Genomic DNA, 23,045 nt, shown 5'->3' with positions numbered 1-23,045 from the left:
GATGTACCGTGTTATTCGGATGCAGGGCCGGTTCCTGCATCCGAATTTGTATTTAGAGCTTGAAGGTCGGCAAACCAATAGGAATAAGTTTTCACCGTTCCGTCGTCTAGGCGGATGTTGTAGCTTTGTGAAAAAGATCGGCCCAGCCGGAACGGCACGGGCTGTCGGAAGATCGGACCGTCGTAACAGAATGTATGATATTCGCCGTTTTCTCCATTGGGATCGACTCCGGCAGGCAGAGAGGCTATGAAGCCGCGGTCGATCTCCCGGCCTATGGCGTCGGCGCCGAGTCCGTCGGCCATCGTGGTTACGACGACCGTCCGAAATCCCGATACGAGGAAATCGTTCATCACCTCTTCCGAAGATTTTCCCCAAAGCGGTTCCACGATTTCGATTCCGTGCGGCGAGAGTTGCTGCTCCCGGTATTTGCGCACATCGTGCAGGAAAATATCCCCGAAGATGAAACGGGTCACGCCCTGCGTCTTGAAATGCTCCACGGCCCGGGACATGGCGACGTCGTAATCCTCCATATTGCCTTTGGGCGTCAGGTCTACGATATAAAGAGGAACGCCGATGCTTTCGGCCTGCATTTGCAGTAATGCCGTCGGGATGCCGTGCATCGTCGAACGGTGCGTATCCCGGTTTACGGTAGTCAGCAGCGCGACGATCTCGTATTCGCCCGATTGCTGTGCCCGCAACAGCGCATGGGCGGAATCCTTGCCGCCGCTCCAGTTGAATACGGCTTTTATCCGTTCCATATTATATTTTCTGCATTATGGAAGAATCCGCAGACAAGGGTCAGGTACTCCGGCATTAATCCATCCGAACCCCATTTCAGTTCGATGCCGAACAGTTCGGAGGTTGTTCGCGCGATGTCGAATCCGCATGCTTCGAGTGATGGGCGTACCAGTTCGGGGTGGCGGCAGGGTTTCGCTTCGGGGCGGGTGCAGGTTCCTTCGGGGCAGTAGAGGCAGGTGCCGACATAGGCGAACGACCGTCCGCCGTACCTGCGTTCCATTTCGAGCAGACGCCGTTCGAGCCGCTGCCGTTCGGGGCGGATCAGCCGGCCGGCTTCCGATATCGGAACGTGCTGTTCGGCAGGAGTGATCTTCGTCGCGATAATCAATGCCGACGTATATTGCGAGAGATATGCTCCGACATCGTATCCGAACGGCGGGCATCCCCAGCTGCGGTTGTAATTGCGGCAGGCACGGCAACACTCCAAAAACCGCATGGCATCACGGAACCGGGCGATATAGTCAGCCACGGGCAATGCAGCGCAATGGTCTTCTGCGGTATATCGAAATGAAAAATCCATGAAACAAAAATAGTCGTTTCGGGCGTTTGTAATGCTGTTTCACGAAAATAATTTGTTGTCGAGCGCTGTTTTTCGGGATTAACCGTTATATTTGCCCCAGATTTGGTTTTCCGTTCCCCGTGCCGGGGAGGAAATGAAAAGGGAATCGGGTGCAAATCCCGGACAGTCCCGCTGCTGTGAAACTCCGTGAAGGTTTCGAACATCTCAGCCACTGATCCGCAAGGATCGGGAAGGCTTCGGAACAGGAGTCAGTCAGAAGACCTGCCAAGTCGATTCGATGTCAAAGGGCCCCGAGGGATGGGTGTTTGATTTCGGTTGTATACTGCATGATAATTTTAATTCCGATGCTGTTACAAGGATTGTTGTGCCGTTTTCGGCACACGGGTTTTGCTTTGCGGGAACGGCTCGGCCTAAAACGGGATTCGGTATGGAATTACTCGAACGATTGCTATTTGGTTCCGATTCGCTTTGGGGCGGCGGTGTCGCCCACTCGGTGATGATCCTGGCGCTGGGCATCGCACTCGGCATCATGCTGGGCAAGGTGAAGATCGCCGGGGTGTCGCTGGGTGTGACGGGTATTTTGTTCGTCGGCATCGCGTTCAGCTATTTCGGCATGAACATCGACGAGCACCTGATGCACTTCCTCAAAGAGTTCGGACTGATTCTCTTCGTCTATTCGATCGGTTTGCAGGTCGGTCCCGGATTTTTCTCCTCGTTCCGCAAGGGCGGCGTCACGCTGAACAAACTGGCCGTACTGGTCGTGGCGCTCGGCGTCGTTACAACGGTTGCCCTTTATTATGTCACCGGGCTTCCGATGACGACGATGGTCGGCGTGATGTCGGGTGCCGTGACCAATACCCCGGGGCTGGGTGCCGCGCAGCAGGCTTTCAGCGACCTGCACGCCGGAGCCGATGCCCCGGATATCGCGACAGGCTATGCATTGGCCTATCCGCTCGGAGTGATCGGAGCCATCCTGACCCTGCTGGCGTTGCGCTATCTGCTGCGTATCGACGTGCGGCAGGAGGAAGAGGCGGCAGGTTTGGGTACGGACGTGCTGAAAGACCTGACGACCCGGCGGATTTCCGTCGAAATCTGCAATCCTGCCGTCGAGGGTAAAAGCATCTCCGGAATACGCCGTTTGGCCCTGCGCGATTTCGTCGTGTCGCGGATTTGCCGTCCGGGCGAAGCTCCTGAACTGGCCGATGCTGCGACGACGCTCCGCTGCGGCGACCGGATTTTGCTCGTGGCGGCGCCCAAAGATGCCGAGGCACTGGTCGCGTTGCTCGGCCGGGAGGTGGACGCCGGTCCGATGATGCAGGATCGGAAGATGATTTCACGGCGAATACTTATCACCAAACCCGAGCTGAACGGCAAGACACTTGCCGAACTGCGCATCCGCTCCACGAGCGGCGTCACCATTACACGCATCAACCGTTCGGGTATCGACCTGGTGGCTGCGGGGAATCTGCAGTTGCAGCTGGGCGACCGGGTGACGGTCGTGGGTCCCGAACTTTCGGTAGCCCATGCCGAGCGGCTCTTCGGCAATTCTCTCAAGCGTCTCAACCATCCCAACCTGATTCCTATTTTCATCGGCATCGCGCTGGGCGTCGTGCTGGGCAGCATTTCGTTCTGGATTCCCGGCGTTCCGCAGCCCGTGAAACTGGGCCTTGCCGGCGGTCCGCTGATCGTCGCCATCCTGATCGGCCGCTACGGTCCGTACTACCGGCTCATCACCTATACGACGATGTCGGCGAATCTGATGCTGCGCGAAGTGGGCATTTCGCTTTTCCTTGCGGGCGTGGGGCTGGGTGCCGGCGAGGATTTCGTGCCTACGCTCGTCGCGGGCGGATATGTCTGGATCGCTTACGGAGCTGTAATCACGATCGTTCCGCTGCTGCTGGCGGGGCTTTTCGGACGTTTTTACTACAAACTCAACTATTATACGCTGATCGGCGTGCTTTCGGGCGCGTCGACCAATCCGCCGGCACTGGCCTATTCGACCGAGCAGACCACGTCCGACGCACCTTCGGTGGGATATGCTACGGTCTATCCGCTGTCGATGTTCCTGCGGGTGCTGGCGGCCCAGCTTTTGATTTTGATTTTCGGATAACTCAAAAAGGCGCGGCCAAACAAAGACCCGTTACTGCCATAACAAGTCATTGCATAGAGATTAGTAGCCGGCCGCGCCTTTTTTTAATTGAATAGTTATGAATATCGTATTATACGGAGTTCCGGCGGAAACGGCCGGAAGGATTGCAGACCGATACGGTCTGAAAGTGATAAATTCGCCCGACAAATTCGACGCATCGGGAACGATGGTACTTGTTCCGTCGATAAACGCCCCGCGGTACCTGTTGGCGTTTTACAACGCCATGCTGCGGCATGAGGACGATGTCGATGCGGTCATTATCTGCGGTGCCGAGTCCTGCGAGGCCGTCAGCACGGTGCAGTACTGCACTCCGCTGGGGAAATTCTTCACCCTGAACGGTGATCTGGACGGAGAGGAACTGGTATCGGAACTTTGTCTGCTTCTCGATTCGCTGTTCGCCGAGGGGAATCAAATCAATTTTTAGGAATGGAGACTAAAGGCTATGTACACGTTTACACCGGTAACGGCAAAGGCAAGACCACGGCGGCATTCGGACTGGCCCTGCGGGCGTTGTGCGCCGGGAAGGGCGTCTATGTCGGGCAGTTCGTCAAATCGATGAAATACAATGAAACGAAGATCGAACGGCTGTTCAACGGCTCGGACCCGGCATTCGGTCGTATCCGTATCGAACAACTGGGGCGCGGCTGTTTTATCGGAAAAGACCCGGAACCTGCCGACAGGAAAGCGGCTGGCAAAGGCTGGGCCCGTTGTGCGGATCTGCTCCGGAGCGGGGAGTACGACGTAGTGATCCTCGACGAGCTGACCATCGCCCTGCATTTCGGACTGCTCTCGACCGCTGTCGTGCTGGATGTGCTGCGTAACCGTCATCCGGCCGTCGAAGTGGTTATCACAGGACGTTATGCACCGCAGGCGTTGCTCGAGACTGCCGATCTTGTGACAGAAATGCGCGATGTGAAGCACTATTACGCACAGGGCATCCAGTCGCGCGACGGAATCGACCGCTGATTATTCGAGCCGCTGGTAATAGTATAATTCCCGGTCGTCCGCGGCCAGCACCTCGGGGTGCATGATCGCGATCAGGTCGTGCAGGACGACGTCGGGCTGTACCACACCCGACTCCCAGTAGTCGTTGCCTCCGGCGACATTCAGCCGTTTGTTGCAGTTGTAAACGGCACAGTTTCTAACGCATCGGGTGTTTGCGAATTTTGGATACTGCGCCTTCAGCTCCCCGAGCGATGAGACACTGCCCGCATTGAGCCACATATCGGCCGCCGAGGTCAGCAGATAGGCCTCTTCGAGGTCGATGGGCAGCGAACGGTTCGAAGTATTTTTCTCGTAGATATAATCTCCGCCCGCATCGGCGATCAGCCGGGCGACGTAGCTTTCGGTCGACGCCATAAACCACGACCCGGCATAGGGCGTGTTAATCATCACTTTCGGATGTTTCGAAGTCGCCGCCGCGACTTTTGCCCGGAGCGCATCGTAACGTTCGGGAACCGGCTCGAAGACTGCTTCGCCTTTTTCGCGGCTGTCGGTGATCTCGGCGATAGCCACCAGCCATTCGGCCTTGCCGAGCGGCGACTCTTCGAGGTACTCGCCGATGTAACAGAACGGAATGCCCATTTCGAGCAGTTTCGACTCCATGCCGCTTGCGCCGCTCACGCCGAACAACAGCACCAGATCGGGCCGTTGTGCGAGCAGCAGTTCGTAGTCGATATTTCCGTCGAAGCCGATGTCCGCCACGGCTTCGGGGTGTGTCGTTACATATTTATTCGAAATATAGTTTCTTCCCGAAACTCCTACCACCCGGTCGGCCTGTCCCAACGCATCGAGCATCGCCACATAAGTAGAGGAGAGGCAAACGATGCGCCTCGCTCCCGCTTTCACGACCTGTCCGGTGAAACCTGCCGGAATCTTTTCTCCGTTGCGGACGATGAAGAATACGGAACATCCGTTTGTAGAAGGCGCGTACAGAGAGGTCGTGGTTTTTCAGCACTTTGAACGATCCGAAGAACGCCGGGGTAGCCACAGCCTTGTCTGGCCGGGCTTCGAAGCGCTCGACCTTTTCGTGGACAAAGTAACCCAGCACGCTGGCCTGCATCTTCAACCGTCCCCATTCAAATGCCGTGGCCAATGCGGCCATATGGGTATAGCGCGTCGGAAAGGGGAAGGTGCCATCGCTTTCTGTGGGCATGTAAAAAGTGGCGTCGAGCGTATTCCATTGGAAGTCATAGGCCAGCGACACCTCCCAGTGTTCGAAGATGTTGTAGAGATTAGCGCACGAGAAATAGAACTCCTTCTGCTTGTAGGTGTTCTTGGTTTGGATCAACTTGGCGTCTTGATTCTCGTAATGGGTGTAGTCGGCGGCGTACTTGGTGTTGAACAGCGTGCGGAATTTCTTCGACCAGCGGTTGGTCAGCGTTCCCTGGATGAACGAGTTGGTGTCCCACAGCCGCTCACCATGGCGAAAGACGTTGTTGACGATGGCTCCCGGGATGCCGCGTTCGGAGTTGTAGGTGTAGGCCCGCACGGTCCATTGTCCGTCGGCCATCTTGCCGTGGAGTCCGGCCTCCATGCGCGTAGCGTTGATGTCGCCGTTCTGTCGGTAGGCCGTTGTGTCGTAGGCGATCTCGCCCAGCGTGTTGCGGCGGCGGTAGCGGAATTTGTACCGGCCGGTGGCATTGATCCACTCGCCGCTGAACGACGAGCTGACGGCGTCGGAGATCTTATACTCGTAGCGCATCGAGGGATTGATGAGTCCGAATGAACCGGTCTTCATCGTGGCCTTGAAATTAGCCCGTTTGCCCTCCTCGAAGCGGGGACGCCGCGTAGTGATGTAGATGGTTCCCGAGGCTCCGAAATCCTTGGCCGACTGGAAAATGTCACTCTTCTGTCCGTTATAGAGCGATATTTCCTCCACGTCGTCCAGCGAGAAGCGCCCCAGATCGACCTGCCCGTTCTGGGCGTTACCCAACTGGATTCCGTCGTAGAAGACCGCCATGTGGTTGGTGCCCATCGAGCGGATGTTGACGGTTTTCAGACCGCCTACGCCGCCGTAGTCTTTGAGTTGCACGCCGGCAAAATAGCGGATGGCGTCGGCCACCGAAAAACTGTTCAGCCGTTGCAGATCGACGTCTTTGAGGACCTGTGCGGGGATGACTTCGCGGTATTTGGGGATGACGGGGGTGCCGTCGATGACGACCTCGTTGATGTTCTGGATACTGTCCAGTTTTCCGACGTAACGCCAGTTCGTGGTGGAATCGGCTTTATCGGATGCCTGAACTGCTGTGGAAATTCCCCCCCCCGCAATAAATGTGAGACATAGGATCGAAAGGTAGAATTGCTTCATTATGCGCTTGGTATCAATAGTTTGTTCGGTAACCATTGATTCCGCCGTAATGCAACGAAACAAAATGGAAAAGTGCTTTACATGCATTATCAATTCACGCCCATTCTCCGCAGGCTGCGAAACCAATCTGTCATGCAAGGCAGGTCTTCTGACTTATTCCGGTTACGACGCCTTCCCGGTTTTCACCAGTGGCTGAGATTGTCGATCCCTCATGTGCCCGTTTCTGGGCAGGAACTTACAGCAGCGGGAACTGTTGCCGACTTTCACGGCATTCCCTTTTAATCGGTCGGAGGCTATATGGCCTTCTTTCCGAACCTTTGCGTGGCAAAGATACAAAATTTACCAGTAATAAAAAATGTTTTTATTTTTTATTAGTCTGTGTCGTTTTATATTGGTCGTTCTGTTTATACCAATATGTAGCTTCGCCCCGCCATTCGTTCCGATCTCTATATAAATACCCGGTTGCCAATATTGTTAGAATTGATAATACTGTTAGAAATACGATCGTTCTCAGAACAATAGGTGGTTGTTTGAGATAGCGTATCTGGGTTTTCATTTCCCATAATGTATGGTTGGATAATTTTTCGAACTTTGTCGTATCAACTTCGTTTTTGAACTCGGATAGAGACTTTTTGAAATTTAGAATTTCAGTAATTATTGTTCGGTTCTCCTTGTCGATCACCTCCAGTCTCCCCGCTAACTGCGCCAGCAACGCGTTGTATCTGTCGGTAAATTCCTGCATCTGCTCGGTTTTTGCTCCGGACAAGGCCGTATTCCGTTGCAGTTGTTCGAGCTGCTGTGCGATCTGCCCTTGCGAGCGTTCCGCGGCCTCTATCAGCCGTTCGATCCGTTCCAGCTGCGTATTCTCCCAACCTGCGTTCCCTACGCCGCCTGCTTTGGCGTTTTTAATGGCTTTGACAAGTGTTTCCTTGAGGTCTTCGTACATCTCAATCGAGAGGTCGATCTTATTTTTGTCGTTCATGGCTTTCCGGTTTTAAGGTTATATTTTCATTTTGGCTCTTCTTTTCTGTTCTTCCATCCTGCGGCGACGTTCCATTGCGGCTATGGCCATCGCTGCAGCAGCGGCATCGAGCAGTGCCGTGATTCGTGCTATATGCTCTTCGGGACTTTCTCCCGGCTTGCGCTGCAACTGTGCGGCCGATACTCCGACCGGCGAACTGGCCGGCGGAAGCGGAATCGCGTCGATCTTTCCGCCGGGGCTAGGCGCCGCAGGCTCTTCGCGCGTACCGCCGCCCATGCCGCCGAACAACCCGGCAAATGCCGAACGGTAATTGCCTGCCGCCGCCGAGAGGTTTCCGAGGAGCTCGGCCCGATGCAGCGCCTGCTGTTGCAGGTGGGTGAACCGGTTGTCGAGTTTCGTAAAGCTGAATGCCCTGTCGATCTTCGATCCGGAGAACTCGAAGCCGTTTTTCGAGAAGAGGATACCCTGCTTGCGGTCGGTATTTCCGCAATACTTATAGCGGACGTTGATGCCCTGTTCCTTTAATTTACCTTCCAACTCGTTCCAGTTCTTGCATTTGGGCAGACAGCCTTTGATCGCATCGTAGATTTCGTATCTGGTCTTGTCGGGTTCGCGCAGCCGCTCCCGCCGTACGTCGTCCTTTCCCGGTGCGAGATACAATCCGTACTTCTCGGTCAGCTCCCGGCAGACCTTGGCGTTGCGGATCTTGATGTTCCTGTCCGATATGGTCTGCCCGTTGTTCCCGACCCGGTTGTAGACCAGATGGCAGTGCGGATGGGGCTGGTCGAGATGGCGCACCAATAGATACTGCGTATCGGTGATGCCCATCTTTTGCATATACTCCTTTGCGATCTGCGTCATCAGGGCGTCGGTCATCCGCGGAGCGTCCTTGGGTGAAAAAGACAGCGAGATATGCCCGACGGTGTTTTTCAGCCGCGGATTCAATAAGGTCTGGTCTTTGAAGTCCTGCACCATATCCTTCACTTCCGGGGGCATGATTCCTTCGGCTTCCAATATCCGGGATTCTTCTTTCATCACGTAGCCTACCGTCCCCGAAAAAGACGATCCCGATATTACCTTACCGACCATCGCATATTTGTTTCAGGAGTTTTTCGATGGCCGTGATGATCGCCGCATGCCGTACCCTGACAGCCGCCAGACCTTTGGCATTGGCCAGCCGGGTCAGCTGGTTCAGATTCCGGGCGATGCCTTTGAGCTGGGCCATGAAATCCAGCTGTTCGCGTGTGATTCGCGCCCTTACCGTTCCTCGGTCGATCAGCTGGCGCAGGACTTCGGCAGGCGGTTGCCCTGCCTCGCGGCAGAGGGCCGAGAATCGGAGTTTCCGTTCGGGGCTGAGCCGCGTGCTGACGACGTATTTGCGGATGCGGCCGATACTGACTTTCGGGCGTCCGCCTTGTTTGCCGTATGTTTTTTTCGGTGTTTCCATGATAAGTGGTTTGTAAGCATTTTTTTTCAGACCAGCGGGATTTTACGCCGACCAGCGGGGAAGGCGCAGTTTTCGTCTACGAAAACACAACCTTGCCTTCCTTAAATCTTTACCCCTTTCCGACACGGTGGTTCAATTTCCGCCCTTTCCGCTTTCAGAGCTTGCAGATTATTCCGACAAGAGTGATCTTGCTTATCGGATATAGTTTTCGTGGTCTTAGGTCGGTCTTTTATGCGGGCGATCAGATAGTCGTTTACGTCCTTGTGCCCGCTGTAAAAATGCCTTTGGTCGATTACCTCGCTGCGGGGGCAAAGACGGATCAGATCGGAGGTCGTTTTACGCCCGGCTTCGTCGTTGTCAAAGAAGGCGTGAATCACCGGATGCCGGGAGAGAAACGGGATGGCTTTGGGCAGGTTGACGACCGAGTTCAGAACCGCGGCGTCGATGCGCAGTCGTTCGGGATGTTTCAGCGAAAGATAAGCGAGAAAATCCATAAATCCCTCGAAAGCGATCACCGTGTCGGAACGGTTGTCGAGGGTGGTGATGTGTTTGGGCGAGGAGCCGCCTTTGAACCGCTCGGAGCGGAGCTCCCATCCTTCGGCATCGTTGCGGAACCCGACGGCGAAAAAGGCGCGGCCGTTTACCTTGTAGCGAACTTCGCGGCAGAATGCTGCGGCGACCGACGGGACGATGCCGCGCGAGGCGAGATAACCGACCAATGCCGGATGCCGGAGCGGAGCGTCGGAGAGGATGCGGAGCGCGGGGACGGCGGCTGGACGCAAGACCGGCAAGGGACCTCCGGCAGCTGGACGTTCGCCAACACCCGGTGAAAGAGAAACGGAACCGGCGTCCCTTTTTTCACCGTTTTGCAGCCGTCGGACGGCTTCACGGCTGTCGCACCGCTCCAACCGCATCACGAGGGTGAGCAATGTGCCGCCTTCGCCCAGTCCGAAGTCGTACCAGAGATTTTGCACGTAGTCCACTTTGAAACTCGGCGTGCGTTCTTCCCGCAAGGGTGAAAGATACATGTCGTAACCGTTTCGTTCGTATTTGGGCAGAATGCCCCGCCATGCGAGGAATTGCCGGATGCCGATATTTTTCAGATCATTCATAATTTTTGTTTTTCGAAGTTTGCCGATATTGCCTTACTACCTACTACATTTGCGTAATCGTTTGATAAATAATTCGCTATGTGTAGTAACCAAGTTTATGTCACCTTACTACCGTAGTAATTGACGTAGTAGCGTCGTAAGATGCAGTAAGGTGTGTTTTTACATCCTACTACACGCCTGCGTGTTCTTTTTCAATGTTTTGCAGCTGTGTGTAGTAGCGTAGTAACTACAATCCGTAAGAGACGAAAGGATTGGGTGTGATCTTCTCGATGACCCAGCCGTAGACGGGATTTCCGTTGACACGTTTCGAGCGTCGTTCGAACCCGGCCTTGCGCAAGGCTTCGCCCATACGTTTCTCGGAGAGGTTCAGCGACGAATAGCTGCGCAGATAGTCCAGAATCTCCACGGTGGTCATAAAGCAATCCGTGACGGCATGTTCCGGAGGTTTCTCGAACCCTTTCAGCAGCATTTCGTATTCGATGGTCTGGACATGGAATGCGGCGTTTCCCCGGTGCAGTTCTTCGATTTCGGCTTCGTCGAACCAATAGCGGAATCCGTTGCTCAGGAGTGTTCGGGCTTCGGCATATACCCGATCCATATTGACCCATATCGCCCGGTCAATGTCGATGGATAACACCTCGAAGGGCAGGAAGCGCCGCGAGCCGGTCGGATCGGTCAGAAAGTCGTTCCCGTTCACCGAGGCCATGAAGCTCGCCAAGTGGGGATACTCTTCGATGTAGACGTCGTAGGGCCGCCGGTATTTGACCGAAGGAGCCGTGATGAGGTTCTTCAGCTCGTTTTCATCCCGTTTGTTGAGCGCCTTCAGCTGGTCGTCGATGTTGATGAAGAGGTATTCGGCGACCAGCGTCAACACGTCCTTGTTCTGCAGGTCGATCTTTCCCGTGAAAAGATAACTGGCGAGTGAGCGGGGACAGAGGTTGTCGAGCCATGTGGTCTTGAACTTTCCCCGCTCGCCGGTCAATACCAGACAGACGTGGTTCTGACATCCGAGGTCGTTCGTTGCATTGGCGACCACGCCGACGAGCCATTTGGTCAGGTACTCCGACCAATGCAGGGCGTTGCGCACAGTGACGGTCGCGGCCAGTTCGTCGATGGCCTGCGTTCCCGTTGCCGGCGGCAGTTTATGAAAATACGCCTGCACGGGATTCACACGCTCGGAAAAGTCGCTTTCGAGCATGCTGCGCAGGTTCTCCGCCGAGGTGGAGATGCCGATGGTGCGGTCGAGCTCCCGCCGGAAGGAGTTGAGCCGGTATTTGGTCACGGGGAGGAACTCGCCGTCGCTGCTGCGGAACTCCGCACGGCTTTTGACCGTGTTGTAGCGAAAGGCGTAATGCTCCCGCAGAAACCCCTCGATACGCTCGTTCCGGGACTGCTTGCCGGGGACTGCAACGCTGTCTGACACCTTATTTGCCATCGCGCTCGCCGAGAATCCGTTGAATGTCCGAGGTGCGGTAGCGAACCTTGTTACCGACCTTAACGGCTTTCAGATATCCTTTGCGGTTCCAATGCCAGAGCGTCGCATCGCAAACGCCGCATAGCTCTTTGACCTGTTCTTTGGTCAGGTAACGTTCCTTGCGGGCTTCGGCGACTTGTGCTGCCAGCTCTTCTTTGGCGCGGTCGATAAGGCTTTTGGAGAAAGCCAACAGATCCTCGCCGCTTACCTCCAGCCGGATGCTGCCCGGAGCATCCCGGAGGATGGATAATAAATCTTTCATACATTGCTTTCCGCCCGTTGTGAGGCGTAGCCTTCCGGCGGACGGGAAAGCAACGCCGCCGCCCGGAAATCCGAGCGACGGCGCAAATATAATGTTGTGATTGAGCGATATTTAAGCGTTTAATTCGCGTTGTATTAAGACGAATTTAACGAGCCTTATTCCGATAGAAAATCTTTTATTTCCCGGATGATGAGGGCTTCGCTGCCCCGACTGCCGATACTTGGTCCGATAAGCAATGGTTCTGTCAGACGGCTGTATGCTTCCTGTATGCCCCGCTCGTGGACGATGCGGATGTCAGAGCCGTATTCTGCTTGCAGGGCATCGCGGAACGGTTTGATGTTGATGGGAACTACCAGATAGCGCAATTCATCGAGTGCGATCTTCAGCCGTGCGATGTCGGTCTGGGTGTGTTTCTTCGTGAGGTATTCGCCGATCTTTTGCCGCAACTCGTCGGGATGTGCGACGACCGGAGAAAACATTTCCACCAACGATTTGGTCGTACTCGGCCGACCGGGTTTTCTCTTTTCGTCGGAGTCTTCGGCCGGAAGAGTGCCCGCAGCCCATTCCAGCACCCGATCGCTTTCGGCCAGACGCATTGCTTCGCGGTGGGCATTCCAGTCCTGCTTGGTGCGCAGTTCTAATTTGATGGACCGTGAAATCAGCAGTTTGATCGTGGCACTCATGGTCATCTTCTGCAAGAATCCCAGATCGGGCGAGCGCCGCAGCTCTTCACAACGCTCCACCATCCGTTCGAAACTCTTGCCGAAGTAGAGCCAGCAAAGCATCGCCGGAAGGGTCGAATCCTTGCCGGGCTGTTCGCACTCCCGGATGATCTTGCCGGCAAGGTCGTGTTGTCGGGCCGCCTGTTCGATCTCATCGACATGCTCGAACAGTCCTTCATTGGCTTTGTCGGACATGAGGCGCCGGTACCGGGGGATAAGGGACATGGCTTGGAATATGACCGACTGGCACCCTGCATAGTCACGGGCGTTCATCGCCTCTTCGAATGCGGCGTATTCGTCGGGGTGGGTGTTCATCCATTCCCGCAACTTCGCTTTGAAAGCCTCGTATTCCTGCTGGCCCATAGTATTGTACTACTTTTTTAAGACAACCCATCTGCCGCCTTTTGTCGGCCCTTCATGACTGATAATCCCCTCTTTGTTCATTTGCAGTAGATAATGCTTAATGCTATTCGAGGTACGTCCTAATAACGCTTCCAATTCCCTGCCGGAGATTGCCGGATTCTTTTGGATTTCGTAGATGATCCTTTCCCGAATATTTTGGGGTGTTTCTTGTGGGTTTCTTGTGGGTTTCTTGTGGGTTTCTTGTGGGTTTCTCTCAGCACCGAAGCCTGCATCGTAATATCGTTTCGATGCTTTTTCAATTACCCGAAATGCCGTGACAAATGAAAAGTCGAATTCGGCTTTTTCATTGCCGTTTTCCGTCAGCTCTTTTTGAACCCTATAAACACCTCGGCTGAAACGATTGACATAACCGAGAATTTTCATCGCTTCGGCAATGAACGGATTGCGGTAATCGCTTACATTCGGAAAATTCTCCGGACTGACTTTTCCATATAAACCGCCGGGATTTTGTATTTCAATACGATCATCGTATTCATAGAATTGTATCGGGGCATTCGTTTCATAATCCCGGTGCATGATCGCATTCATCAGAAGTTCCCGCGTTGCCCAGTATGGGTAATTCGCAACGGTTTCTTCCCGGAGAACACTAATCGGAATCGGGCGTTTTTGCGACACACTCGTTTCGACGAATGCGTCTATTTTAATGAGGTCATGGCAAAGGTTATTCCCGAACTTGTGTTCATTGATGATTTCCCCTGCACGATCCACACCTTTGAAACGGACATATTGGACATAAGCTCCCGGAAAATAGCGCCCCGGATTTCCCCCGAACAGAATAATGCATCCGTTCGTCGGACAGTTATATCGCAAGTCGAAAAATCCGAGTGATGCCAACTGTTCTTCAAGAGGGCGCTTATCGTCTGCAAGAATTTCACTGGCTACGGCTTTTGGTAAAAATTCTGACCGAACAAGGTTTATATCAATGTCGGCAAGCGTCGTTCCGATACACGGCATGGCATCGAACGTTCGAATATTAGAGATTCTTCGCTCCATCAATATTTTTTCTTCGGCTTCCGATGCGATGCTTTTGCGCGGACCTATCCGTACCCAAATACGTCCCCGGTATCTGACCGGAGGAAATTCGGACGGTTTGACCTCGACCACGAGTAAATCGCCACCTTCCAAAACAAAGCGCTCGACAGTCATTACCGGTTGCGGGAGAATATTGCCGTCGGTGCGGATATTGGTCATTTTGAGTAGTAGACCATCATCGACACGCAGGCCGGATAACTTCCCGTTGTCTTCGGCTCCTATAATCAGATAGCCGCTTTTGTCATCGCCGGGTAAATCATTGGAAAAAGCACAAATCGCCTGGCAAAATTTGTCCATATTGGTTGTCGAGGTCGTTATCTCGATGTTGTAGCTTTCCGGATTGCCAAGTATTTGTACCAGTTGTTTCTGTGTTAACATAATGCGGCTCTCAATTTGTTAGGACAAAAATATGGATTCTTTTCAGTAAATTCTAAAAAGCAATATATTATTTCAGCAAATCGACCAACTGTTGCTTCATTTCATCGTCAATGGTGCGGTAACGTGCGAAAGCCTTGCTGCCTTCCTTATGTCCGCTCAAAGCTCCGACCAAATTGGGGTCTTTGACCTGCTTATACAGATTTCCGACGAATGTCCGGCGGGCCAGATGCGACGAGGCGATCTCGTAAAGCACCCTCTTTTCTTCTTCGCGGGTGGTGGGGTTTATGACCGTAACCAGCCGTTTCAATCCGGCGGCTTTGAAAATCCGCTTGATCGCCAGATTGTATTTCTGCTCGGAGATGAAGGGCAGCAGCTTGTCGCCATCCAGACTTTTGTAACGGGCTGCGATCTCTTTGGCTGTTTGATTCAGCGGAACCCGCACGGTCAGCGGTCGCCCTTCCTTGGTCTTGCGCGGTATGTATTCGATGGCTCCGTCGATCAGATTCGATTTCGTCATTTTCAGCAGATCACCCACCCGGCAGCCGATCAGACATTGAAAAACGAAGATGTCGCGCTGAACGGCCAGTTGCGGATGCCGCATCAGATTCGTGCCGTAAATCTTGTGCAACTCCTCGACCGTGATATAATAAGGCGTTCCGTATGTGCATTCCTCCAACGGGAAATCGTCGAACGGTCGGTTCCGGGTCTTTTTGTTGCTGTTGCACCAGTAGAAGAAAGTTCGGATGCGCGAGAAACAATCCAATAACGTATTCTTTCCTCTGGGTTGCGGCGTGCGTGCTTCGGGTATAGCTTCGTAGATTTCCGGGTAAAGAGCGCAGTAGCGGTATTCATTTTCCAAAAATTCCCAAATATCCCGCAAGGTGTCGGCCGTTACTTGATCGATGTCCAATACGAATGCTTTTTGCCCCCTCTTGGTTGTCCGGATATAAAGTTCATACCGCTGTAATCCTCGTTTGATGACCCGGTAATTCTTTTTGCGGACATCGGAAAGACGGTGCTTCTCGAGGAATTCGTCGAACAATGCGATCAACGTCGGCTTGACGGTTTCTTCCGTGGCCGTTTCGACATTGTACTTTTGCGGATTGTAATATTGTTCCAATGCCTCTTTCAGCCACTCTTTCTGCGGTTCTGTCGTCTGTCGGGATTGATAGGTTTTTTCGAGGTAGGACTTGAGTTTGCGGGCTTCATCGTTGTAATAGGAACGCATTTCGTCGTCGCAAACGATTTTGCTTTTGACCTGTTCGGCCTTGTCATCCCAAAGATTGGGATTGATGGTGAGCCGGGTCGGTGCGACCATATCTACCTGTCTGCCATCCCGCAGACGTGCGTAAATGGTCGCCTTCGATTCTGTATCATAGCGTTTTACGCTCTTTTTGATGATGAGAGTTATTTTCATAGTACCCAGATTCCGGATTGACAGAGCAAAAATACGAAAAATTCCCCACATTTTCCCCACATCTGCTAAAATATGTTCAATCGGAATTTATCTGGTAAAATGATTAAATATTTATATACTATTGATAATAAATAAAATAAATATAAATTTATTCATTCTTGCCTCTATTTAAGTTTAATAGAATTTAATATATTCAAATGCGGCTCCGGGTACTGATTAAGGTGTCAAAACTTTGATTGTCAAGGTTTTGACTCCTTTTCTTTTTTGCCATGCCCTTCTGCGGCGGTTTGCTTTTCGCAGATTTGTTCGGGCGGTGCCGCTTTTTGAGAAGGAGCGTGATTTTGCCCGTTCGGGAAATTTCCTGCGGCGGAGCATGATATGCGCTTTCGCGTTATGCCGCCTCTCCGGTGCGATTTTGAGTTTTGATACTTAAGTTTGCCATTCGAGTTCAATTTTTGCATTAAAGAGGTGCGGGGAAGGCGAATGTCGTATATTTAATGCAATAAAATCAGCATGCATCCTAAATTCCAAATATATACCGATATTTCGTCTCTGCCGATAAGCGAACACGAGGCCTATCAGGAGGAGGGTTTCTGCGGTATTTGCACGGGAGGTACCGCTGTGATAGAGGTTTTTTCGGTGCGCAGTCCGATTTCCGAAAACGATATCGTTACGATTCTGCCGTTGCAGCTGGTGTCGATCCGCGAGGTCAGCGACGATTTCTCGATGACCTTTTTCAAAGTAGACAAGGAGATGTTCCTCGACATCATGAGCGGGCTGGGAAAAATAACCCCGGATTTTTTCTTCTATATGCGGAAGAATTTCCTGTACAGCGTCAACGACGTGGACCGAAACCGGTTTCTGGGGTTTTGCCGGACGATCGATCTCAGGGGCAGCAACGACGATCCCGTTTTCCTGCGGGAGACCATTCTGCACCTGCTGCGGATTTATTACTGGGATTTCTATGTCCTTTTCCAGCAGACGACGAGCGCCAAGAAGCGCCCTTTCGTGAATACCAACAAGGAAAATATCGCCATGCGGTTCGCCATGCTGGTCGGCGAACACCACAAAACGCGCAGGGAGGTCGCTTTTTATGCCGATAAATTGTGCATATCTCCCGTATACCTGACCAAAGTCGTTCAGGAGGTAAACGGCCAGTCCGCCCATGAGATGATTGCCGACTACGTCGTTATCGAGATCAAGACCCTGCTCCGGGACGCGAGGCTCGACATAAAGGCCGTGGCGCGGCGCGCCGGCTTTGCCAACCAGTCTTCGCTGAGCCGCTTTTTCCGCCTGCATACGGGCATGTCTCCCACGGAATACCGCCGTACGATCCACGTTACAAGATAAACTCTTGTTCCGTCCACGGTTTCGGAATCCCGTATCGTGCAAACCCGTCCGATGACCGATATGCGGCGTTCGTAAACAGACGCGCCGGTTTTTCTGCCGCTGTTCCGATCGGCTCCGGCCGAGGGTGGTTTTGTTCCGGGAACCGGAGGTAAATCGTTGTATGGCAGACAACGCTTAACTAATCTCCTATGCTCCGGTTCCCCTGAACAAAACGCCGTTCCGTTTACGGTTTGTGACGGAATTGCTCCGTAATGTCTTCCATTGCGCCATCGGGACCGATTCTGTAGAGCCGCTGATTGGTCGTCGGCGAAGTCAGCGGCCCCAGCGACTCGACCCAGCCGCCCAGTTTGATGTAGTCGAACACCTGCGGCGCGAATCCTTCCGGCAACTCCTGCCGTCCCGAATACCAGCCGACGTGCAGGACCGGCAACTCCTGCCGCACGACCTCCGCCAGCCGGGCGATCCGGTGCGGCGCGGCATCCCCGCCCATAAAGCAGACGCAGGTCACCGAACGGCCGTACCGTTCCAGCAGGGCGCGCAGTTCCGCGGCGTCGAGCACATGCCCCGCATCGGCCTGCAGGTGGGGGCTATGACACCCCGGACAGCGGTTCGGGCAGTTGGCGATGTTGATCGCCAGCGTCGTCTCGCCCGGAATCTCCGCGAATACGATGTCGAAATTGTAGTATCGGACTACTGTTTCCGGAGCTGTCATACGGCCTCCTGAGCGGGCGAACTTTTCTGGCCGGCCGATTCTTTCTGTGCGAACGGTTCCCGTTGCGGGTGCGGTCCCTCCTGCGGGTGTGCACCCTGCTGTCCGGGTGTTTTCGCGCCGCCCGCCGCCGGTTTCATGTTGCCGTAATAGCGGCGTTCGGCCTCCTGCTGGCGTGCGGCCGAGAAGTTCGAGACCCGTTTCATGTAGCCGATCACGCGCGTCAGGTAATCCAGATCGTCGCTATGGCATGCGGGACACGCTTTCAGATAGCGTTTGTCGATATGCCCGCACTTGTTGCAGACCGTATTGGGAATGTTGAACGTAAAGTAGTTGCAGCCCTCGGCCGCGGCCACGCGCAGCAGGTGGCGGTACTGCTCTTTCGAAAGATGCTCTTCGAGGTTCATGTGCAGCGCCGAGCCGCCCGTGAGGTGGTCGATGTAGCGGCGTCCGTGCAGCCGGAATTTGTCGACGACGTTCAGCGACTGGTCCTCGACGACGTAGAAATAGGAGTTGTAGCAGTCGCGCGGCACGGCGTATCCGTCCTCGCGGTCCCATTTGGCGTGCTTCACGCCGACGTTTTCGGCGGGGATCATCTCGCAGTTGAACATCAGCTCCTTGGTGCGGTATTTCTTGTTGTAACGCTCGATCAGCCCCAGTACGTTCTGCACGAAAGCGACGTAGTCGTCGTTGTCGTCGATGTGGATTCCCAGAAATTCGGCGGCTTCGACCAGTCCGTTTACGCCGATGGTCAGGTATTGGCGCGAAAGGTTGATGTAGCCCGCATCGAAGAGCGGCAGCATGCCTTTGGACTTCAGTTCCTTGAGGTTTTCGTTGTAAGCCGTCTGTACTTTGTGTACCAGATCCGTGATCTCTTCCAGATAGGTGAGATAGTGCATGCCGTTCTTCACGGCGTACTGGATGCAGCGGTTGAGGTTGATCGTCAGCACGCTCTTCGAGCCGGTCGAGACGCCGCCCGCGCCGAGCGTGTAGCTGAACCCGTTGTCCTGAATCTCGTTCCGCAGACGGCAGCAGCTCGACAGCGAGTCGGCGTTGTCGCTGATATAGGTGAAGAACGAGTGCCCCTCGGCGTACATCTGCGCCGTGATGTCGCCCCACTCCCGGTCCATCACGTCGCCGTCTTTGGTCAGCAGCGCCATCGTCTCTACCGGGAAAGTCAGCACGGTCTTGGTGCGCTCGCGGTTGAACCACCTCATGAAACGCTTCTGCAGCCACGACAGCGACTCCCAGTGCGGATGCGAACCGTCGGGAAATACGAACTCCCCGAACAGGCTTTCGAAGTAGTAGCGGTCGTAGTAGGCCACGTTCCAGAACACGGCTTGGAAGTTGCGCGCCCCGGTCGGCTGGTTGATCGAGTAGACGATCTGTTCGAAGCAGTCGGTGATTATCTTGTCTATTGTCCGGCGTTTCTTCGAGAGGTCGGCCACCTCGTCGGCCCGCTTGTAGTAATCTTCGCCGTACTCCTGCTCGATGAAATAGTTCATGTACATCAGGAATTCGGGCGTGGCGCATGCGCCCGAAAGCATCGACGACACGATGAAAACCATGTTGACGAATCCGCCGCAGAACGATTTGAGGTTCGTCGGACGGGTCGAGTTGCCGCCCACCGAGAGCGTGCCGCCCAAGAGCCACGGATACATGGTGATCGAGGCGCAGTAGTTGGCCATCGACGTCTCGTCGTTCTTGTAGATGAAGTGCTCCTTGAGCAGGTGCAGGTATTTGTCTGATAGCTCTTTGCCGTACATCTCCTTGATGCGGTCGGTCAGCAGGCGGCGGTTCAGGCGGATGAAGTTCTGCTTCGGCAGTTCGCCGATCAGCGTGGCGATATTCTTGTTTTCGACGTTGGCGTTGGCGTCGTATTTCGAGCCGGTCGCCGGGTTCGAGGCGTCGCAGTAGTTGATCAGAAATTCGAGTTTCTCGCGGTCTTCGCGCTCTTCGGTGTGTTTCTGGCGGTAGAGCATGTAGCTCTTGGCCACCGCGAAGTAACGCTCGGCCATCAGCGCCACTTCGACCTGATTCTGAATCTCTTCGACGCTCATGCCGTCGGACACGTGTACGCGGCTCAGTATCGACGTGATGTCGTCGTCGGTGGCGTAGCTGCCGACCGAAAGGAAGGCCTTGCGTACGGCGCGTTTGATTTTCTCGACGGAAAACGCTTTGCGCTTGCCGTCGCGTTTTACGATGTAAAGTTCGGAAATGCCCATATTTTCTCCTGTTTTGTTGTTGGCCGGTTATGCGATAAAGCCCGCTTTTGCCGGCGGACGGCCGCCTGAAAAGCATGGTTTCACCAAAAAAATCAGTGTAAAACAAAGTTGCTGCACCGCTCTATATCCCGAAAGCGGGTGCCGTATATCGGTCAGGCAGGTCTTCTGACTCGCTCCTTCCGCACGCCTTCCCGTCCGACGGACAGTGGCTCAGAGAGTGTGCGGAGCGCAACGGAGCTTACAGCTACGGGGATAGTCCCTGATTTGCACAGGAGTTCCCTTTTGATCCCAAGCCGGCAGCCGCCGGCGGGGAACCTTGACCGGGAGCAAATATAGAGATTGTTTCCGAGGCGGCAATCGTTCGGCGCTCCAATTAATGAACAAATTGTAAACAATACGGCCGACGGCGGCCTACGCGGAAAAAATATGCCGCGTCCGCCCTCATGCGGCGATTTTTCGCAAAAGCTGTCCGCATGCGCCTCTCTTTGGGGGCCGGGTGGCGCAAAACCGATAAATTTTGCTACCTTTGCCGCCGTATGAGAGCATCCGTCAAAAAGATATACGCTTCGTTCGGTCCCGACGCCTTGGTCGCGTTCTGGCTGGGCGTATGGTGGGTGTGCAACCTCTTTCAGGCCGGGCTTACGGAGCTGGCCAACGACGAGGCCTACTACCATATGTTCGCCGAAAACCTCTCGTGGGGCTATTTCGACCATCCGCCGATGACGGCGCTGCTGGTTTGGCTTGGGGAGCATCTCTTCGGCGGGGAGTTCGGCGTGCGGTTTTTCTTTACCCTGCTGCAGCCGCTTTACCTCTTTGTCTTCTGGCGCATCATCCGGCCCACAGATGCCGACCGCCGCGATGCGGGGCTTTTCGTCATGCTCTCGGCCGCGACGCTTATGTTGCAGTTGTACGGTTTTATCGCCGTGCCCGACGGTCCGCTGATGATGACCGCGGCGTTGTTCCTGCTCACCTTCAAATGGTTCACCGAAGGGCGGCGCGCGGCGTGGCTCTGGATGGGCGTGGCCATGGCGCTGATGGCCTACAGCAAGTACCACGGGGCGCTGGTGGTGCTCTTCGCGCTTGCGGCGACCCCCCCCCGCGTGTTCCTGCGTCCGACCCTATATCTCAGCGGCGCGGTGGCGCTGTTGCTGCTCGTGCCGCATTTCGTGTGGCAGTACGAGCACGACTGGGCGTCGCTGGCCTATCATCTGGCGGGGCGTAACTCGGTCTTCCGGCCCGGTTACGTCGCCGAATACCTGCTCAACCTGCTGGTCGTCTTCAACCCGTTCTTCGTGCCGCTCTATGTCCGGTCGTGGATCGCCGTGAAGCCGCAGAACGCCGTCGAACGCGCGCTGAAATTCATTCCGGCGGCGTTTATCGTCTTTTTCCTGCTTTCGACGCTGCGCGGATACGTCCAGCCCCAGTGGGTGATCGTCGCCGTGTTCGGACTGCTCTATACGCTCTTCACCTACGCCCGGCGTCATCCCCGGACGCGCCGCTACCTGATGCGCATGGGGTGGGTGACGCTCGCCCTGATCGCCCTGACGCGGCTGGTGATGATCTTCAATCCGCTGGGCATCCGTTACGAAGTGTTCGACAACCGCACCAGTTACGGGGAGATCGCCGAAATCGCCGACGGCCGTCCCGTCGTTTTCCGCCACGGTTACGCCGTTGCAGCCAAATACGCCTTCTATACCGGCGGAGAGGCCTACTGCCAGCCCAATATCCGCTACCGGACCCACCAATGGCAGTTCCGTGACGACGATACGCGCTTTGCCGGCCGCGAAGTGCTGGTCGAGACGCCTTATGACGAAGCCGACACGACGGGCCGCGTCCGGAGCGTCGTACTGCCCAACGGCAAGCGTTTCACGTGGTTCGTCGATACGCATTTCCATCCGACCCGCCTTGTGGACATCTCCTTCACGGGGCTTCCCGAACGAGTTGCCGCGGGCGATACGCTGCGGCTTTCGCTGCGAATCGAAAATCCCTATCCTTATAACATCGACTTGGGCGGCGACATGTCGCTCGTCATGCTCTGGAAGCACGGTCGTTTCCGCGTCGAGGAGTTCGACACCGGGGAACGTTTCCGGATTCCCGCCGAGGAGGAGATCCGGCGCGAAGTGGCGTTCGTCGTGCCCCGACAGCTGGCCGGGACCGATTTCGACGCCGGCTTCGCCCTGCGCCGGGAAGGGTATACGAATTGGTTTAACGGAAAACCCCTCCGCACGGAGGTTGCGCGATGATCGAGCAGTTTCTCAAATTCTGCATCGTGGGCGGTTCGGGCGTCTTCGTCGATTTCGGAATCACCTACCTCTGCAAGGAGTGGCTGAGGCTCAACAAGTACGTCGCCAATTCGCTCGGCTTTCTCTGCGCCTCGACGACGAATTACATCCTGAACCGGATCTGGACTTTCCACAACGAGAATCCTGATATTACGGGACAGTACCTCCGCTTTCTGGGCATTGCCGCCGTGGGACTTGTCATCAACAACCTGACGATCTGGCTGCTGCACGGCCGCTTCCGCCTGAATTTCTATCTGGCCAAGCTTTTCGCCATCGGCGTGGTCACCTTCTGGAACTTTTTCATGAACTATTTCTTTACGTTCTGACCTCTTTGCTGGAGCGGGCGTAACGATATCGGATTGCCGCCGGAATTGCCGCCGTGTTTTTCGATGCAATTGTTATTATTGCGGTCCGCAACCTTTGTATGTGTTATAAAATCTAAGGTTTGATGAA

At 54.7% G+C, this 23,045-nt stretch carries 21 protein-coding genes and 3 riboswitches; of the genes, 6 read left to right on the top strand and 15 right to left on the bottom strand.

The window, feature by feature from the left end; translation table 11 throughout:
* Positions 1 to 11 precede the first annotated feature (11 nt).
* Both ACESTR_RS08285 and ACESTR_RS08280 read right to left on the bottom strand, forming a co-directional pair.
* Positions 12 to 758 (bottom strand): adenine nucleotide alpha hydrolase, encoded by a 747-nt coding sequence (locus tag ACESTR_RS08285; protein WP_130062453.1) that lies wholly within the window; start codon positions 756 to 758, stop codon positions 12 to 14.
* The gene (locus ACESTR_RS08280; RefSeq protein ID WP_130062452.1) at positions 746 to 1,318 is read right to left on the bottom strand and encodes a DUF2284 domain-containing protein; all 573 of its coding nucleotides are present in this window, start codon (positions 1,316 to 1,318) and stop codon (positions 746 to 748) included. The genes ACESTR_RS08285 and ACESTR_RS08280 overlap by 13 nt, the downstream gene beginning before the upstream one ends.
* An 86-nt stretch (positions 1,319 to 1,404) precedes the next feature.
* Positions 1,405 to 1,602: riboswitch (cobalamin riboswitch) on the top strand.
* 143 nt (positions 1,603 to 1,745) lie between these two features.
* On the opposite strand from ACESTR_RS08280, the gene ACESTR_RS08275 reads away from it, so the two are divergent.
* The 3 genes from ACESTR_RS08275 to cobO all read left to right on the top strand — a co-directional run bounded on the left by ACESTR_RS08275 (position 1,746) and on the right by cobO (position 4,433).
* Positions 1,746 to 3,428 carry a putative transporter gene (locus ACESTR_RS08275; protein WP_130062451.1) on the top strand — a complete coding sequence of 561 codons (1,683 nt, stop codon included), beginning with the start codon at positions 1,746 to 1,748 and terminating at the stop codon, positions 3,426 to 3,428.
* 97 nt (positions 3,429 to 3,525) lie between these two features.
* A complete protein-coding gene (locus tag ACESTR_RS08270; protein WP_009597462.1) occupies positions 3,526 to 3,891 on the top strand; it encodes a hypothetical protein in 366 nt (121 codons plus the stop codon).
* A gap of 2 nt (positions 3,892 to 3,893) precedes the next feature.
* Positions 3,894 to 4,433 (top strand): cob(I)yrinic acid a,c-diamide adenosyltransferase, encoded by a 540-nt coding sequence (cobO, locus tag ACESTR_RS08265; RefSeq protein ID WP_227042871.1) that lies wholly within the window; start codon positions 3,894 to 3,896, stop codon positions 4,431 to 4,433.
* Here the strand turns inward: cobO and ACESTR_RS08260 are convergent, their stop codons facing one another.
* The 11 genes from ACESTR_RS08260 to ACESTR_RS08210 form a co-directional block, all read right to left on the bottom strand.
* Positions 4,434 to 5,264 carry an ABC transporter substrate-binding protein gene (locus ACESTR_RS08260; protein ID WP_410520974.1) on the bottom strand — a complete coding sequence of 277 codons (831 nt, stop codon included), beginning with the start codon at positions 5,262 to 5,264 and terminating at the stop codon, positions 4,434 to 4,436.
* Positions 5,197 to 6,777 (bottom strand): TonB-dependent receptor, encoded by a 1,581-nt coding sequence (locus tag ACESTR_RS16490; protein WP_410520973.1) that lies wholly within the window; start codon positions 6,775 to 6,777, stop codon positions 5,197 to 5,199. Before ACESTR_RS16490 ends, ACESTR_RS08260 begins: the two co-directional genes overlap by 68 nt.
* A gap of 120 nt (positions 6,778 to 6,897) precedes the next feature.
* Positions 6,898 to 7,111, bottom strand: a riboswitch (cobalamin riboswitch).
* 27 nt (positions 7,112 to 7,138) lie between these two features.
* Positions 7,139 to 7,759: a hypothetical protein gene (locus ACESTR_RS08250; RefSeq protein ID WP_022044484.1), complete on the bottom strand. Its 621-nt coding sequence runs from the start codon at positions 7,757 to 7,759 to the stop codon at positions 7,139 to 7,141.
* 18 nt (positions 7,760 to 7,777) lie between these two features.
* Complete coding sequence (locus tag ACESTR_RS08245; RefSeq protein WP_195285068.1) at positions 7,778 to 8,848, bottom strand: relaxase/mobilization nuclease domain-containing protein; 1,071 nt, start codon at positions 8,846 to 8,848, stop codon at positions 7,778 to 7,780.
* Positions 8,838 to 9,206, bottom strand: coding sequence for a MobC family plasmid mobilization relaxosome protein (locus tag ACESTR_RS08240; protein WP_014775878.1), 369 nt, complete (start codon positions 9,204 to 9,206; stop codon positions 8,838 to 8,840). Before ACESTR_RS08240 ends, ACESTR_RS08245 begins: the two co-directional genes overlap by 11 nt.
* Before the next feature lie 101 nt (positions 9,207 to 9,307).
* The gene (locus ACESTR_RS08235) at positions 9,308 to 10,318 is read right to left on the bottom strand and encodes a toprim domain-containing protein (RefSeq protein WP_373179094.1); all 1,011 of its coding nucleotides are present in this window, start codon (positions 10,316 to 10,318) and stop codon (positions 9,308 to 9,310) included.
* Between the two features lie 226 nt (positions 10,319 to 10,544).
* Entirely contained in the window at positions 10,545 to 11,753 is a 1,209-nt protein-coding gene (locus ACESTR_RS08230) for a VapE domain-containing protein (RefSeq protein ID WP_019150276.1), read from the bottom strand.
* Positions 11,743 to 12,054 (bottom strand): helix-turn-helix transcriptional regulator, encoded by a 312-nt coding sequence (locus tag ACESTR_RS08225; RefSeq protein ID WP_014775881.1) that lies wholly within the window; start codon positions 12,052 to 12,054, stop codon positions 11,743 to 11,745. Before ACESTR_RS08225 ends, ACESTR_RS08230 begins: the two co-directional genes overlap by 11 nt.
* 155 nt (positions 12,055 to 12,209) lie before the next feature.
* On the bottom strand, positions 12,210 to 13,139 hold the full coding sequence (locus ACESTR_RS08220; RefSeq protein ID WP_288895727.1) for a DUF6043 family protein: 930 nt from the start codon (positions 13,137 to 13,139) through the stop codon (positions 12,210 to 12,212).
* A gap of 9 nt (positions 13,140 to 13,148) precedes the next feature.
* Complete coding sequence (locus ACESTR_RS08215) at positions 13,149 to 14,609, bottom strand: ATP-binding protein (protein ID WP_019149558.1); 1,461 nt, start codon at positions 14,607 to 14,609, stop codon at positions 13,149 to 13,151.
* 67 nt (positions 14,610 to 14,676) lie between these two features.
* Positions 14,677 to 16,026 (bottom strand): tyrosine-type recombinase/integrase, encoded by a 1,350-nt coding sequence (locus ACESTR_RS08210; protein WP_373179092.1) that lies wholly within the window; start codon positions 16,024 to 16,026, stop codon positions 14,677 to 14,679.
* A gap of 621 nt (positions 16,027 to 16,647) precedes the next feature.
* On the opposite strand from ACESTR_RS08210, the gene ACESTR_RS08205 reads away from it, so the two are divergent.
* Positions 16,648 to 17,376 (top strand): helix-turn-helix domain-containing protein, encoded by a 729-nt coding sequence (locus ACESTR_RS08205; RefSeq protein WP_302576099.1) that lies wholly within the window; start codon positions 16,648 to 16,650, stop codon positions 17,374 to 17,376.
* Positions 17,377 to 17,599: 223 nt separating this feature from the next.
* On the opposite strand, the gene nrdG is transcribed toward ACESTR_RS08205, so the two are convergent.
* Positions 17,600 to 18,088: an anaerobic ribonucleoside-triphosphate reductase activating protein gene (gene nrdG, locus ACESTR_RS08200; RefSeq protein WP_276807426.1), complete on the bottom strand. Its 489-nt coding sequence runs from the start codon at positions 18,086 to 18,088 to the stop codon at positions 17,600 to 17,602.
* Positions 18,085 to 20,310, bottom strand: coding sequence for an anaerobic ribonucleoside-triphosphate reductase (gene nrdD / locus ACESTR_RS08195; protein WP_302576102.1), 2,226 nt, complete (start codon positions 20,308 to 20,310; stop codon positions 18,085 to 18,087). The genes nrdG and nrdD overlap by 4 nt, the downstream gene beginning before the upstream one ends.
* Before the next feature lie 137 nt (positions 20,311 to 20,447).
* Positions 20,448 to 20,644: riboswitch (cobalamin riboswitch) on the bottom strand.
* A gap of 202 nt (positions 20,645 to 20,846) precedes the next feature.
* Here nrdD and ACESTR_RS08190 point away from each other — a divergent pair.
* Together ACESTR_RS08190 and ACESTR_RS08185 are read left to right on the top strand one after the other, a co-directional pair.
* The gene (locus ACESTR_RS08190; protein ID WP_227042479.1) at positions 20,847 to 22,553 is read left to right on the top strand and encodes an ArnT family glycosyltransferase; all 1,707 of its coding nucleotides are present in this window, start codon (positions 20,847 to 20,849) and stop codon (positions 22,551 to 22,553) included.
* Positions 22,550 to 22,918, top strand: a complete 369-nt coding sequence (locus ACESTR_RS08185; protein WP_009597359.1) for a GtrA family protein — start codon at positions 22,550 to 22,552, stop codon at positions 22,916 to 22,918. Before ACESTR_RS08190 ends, ACESTR_RS08185 begins: the two co-directional genes overlap by 4 nt.
* Positions 22,919 to 23,045 lie beyond the last annotated feature (127 nt).

The sequence above is a fragment of the Alistipes sp. DJF_B185 genome (assembly GCF_964250025.1).
GTDB classification, from domain to species: Bacteria; Bacteroidota; Bacteroidia; order Bacteroidales; family Rikenellaceae; genus Alistipes; species Alistipes finegoldii.
Note: the sequence above shows the minus strand (reverse complement) of the source record. Positions and strands in the feature narration are given on the sequence as shown.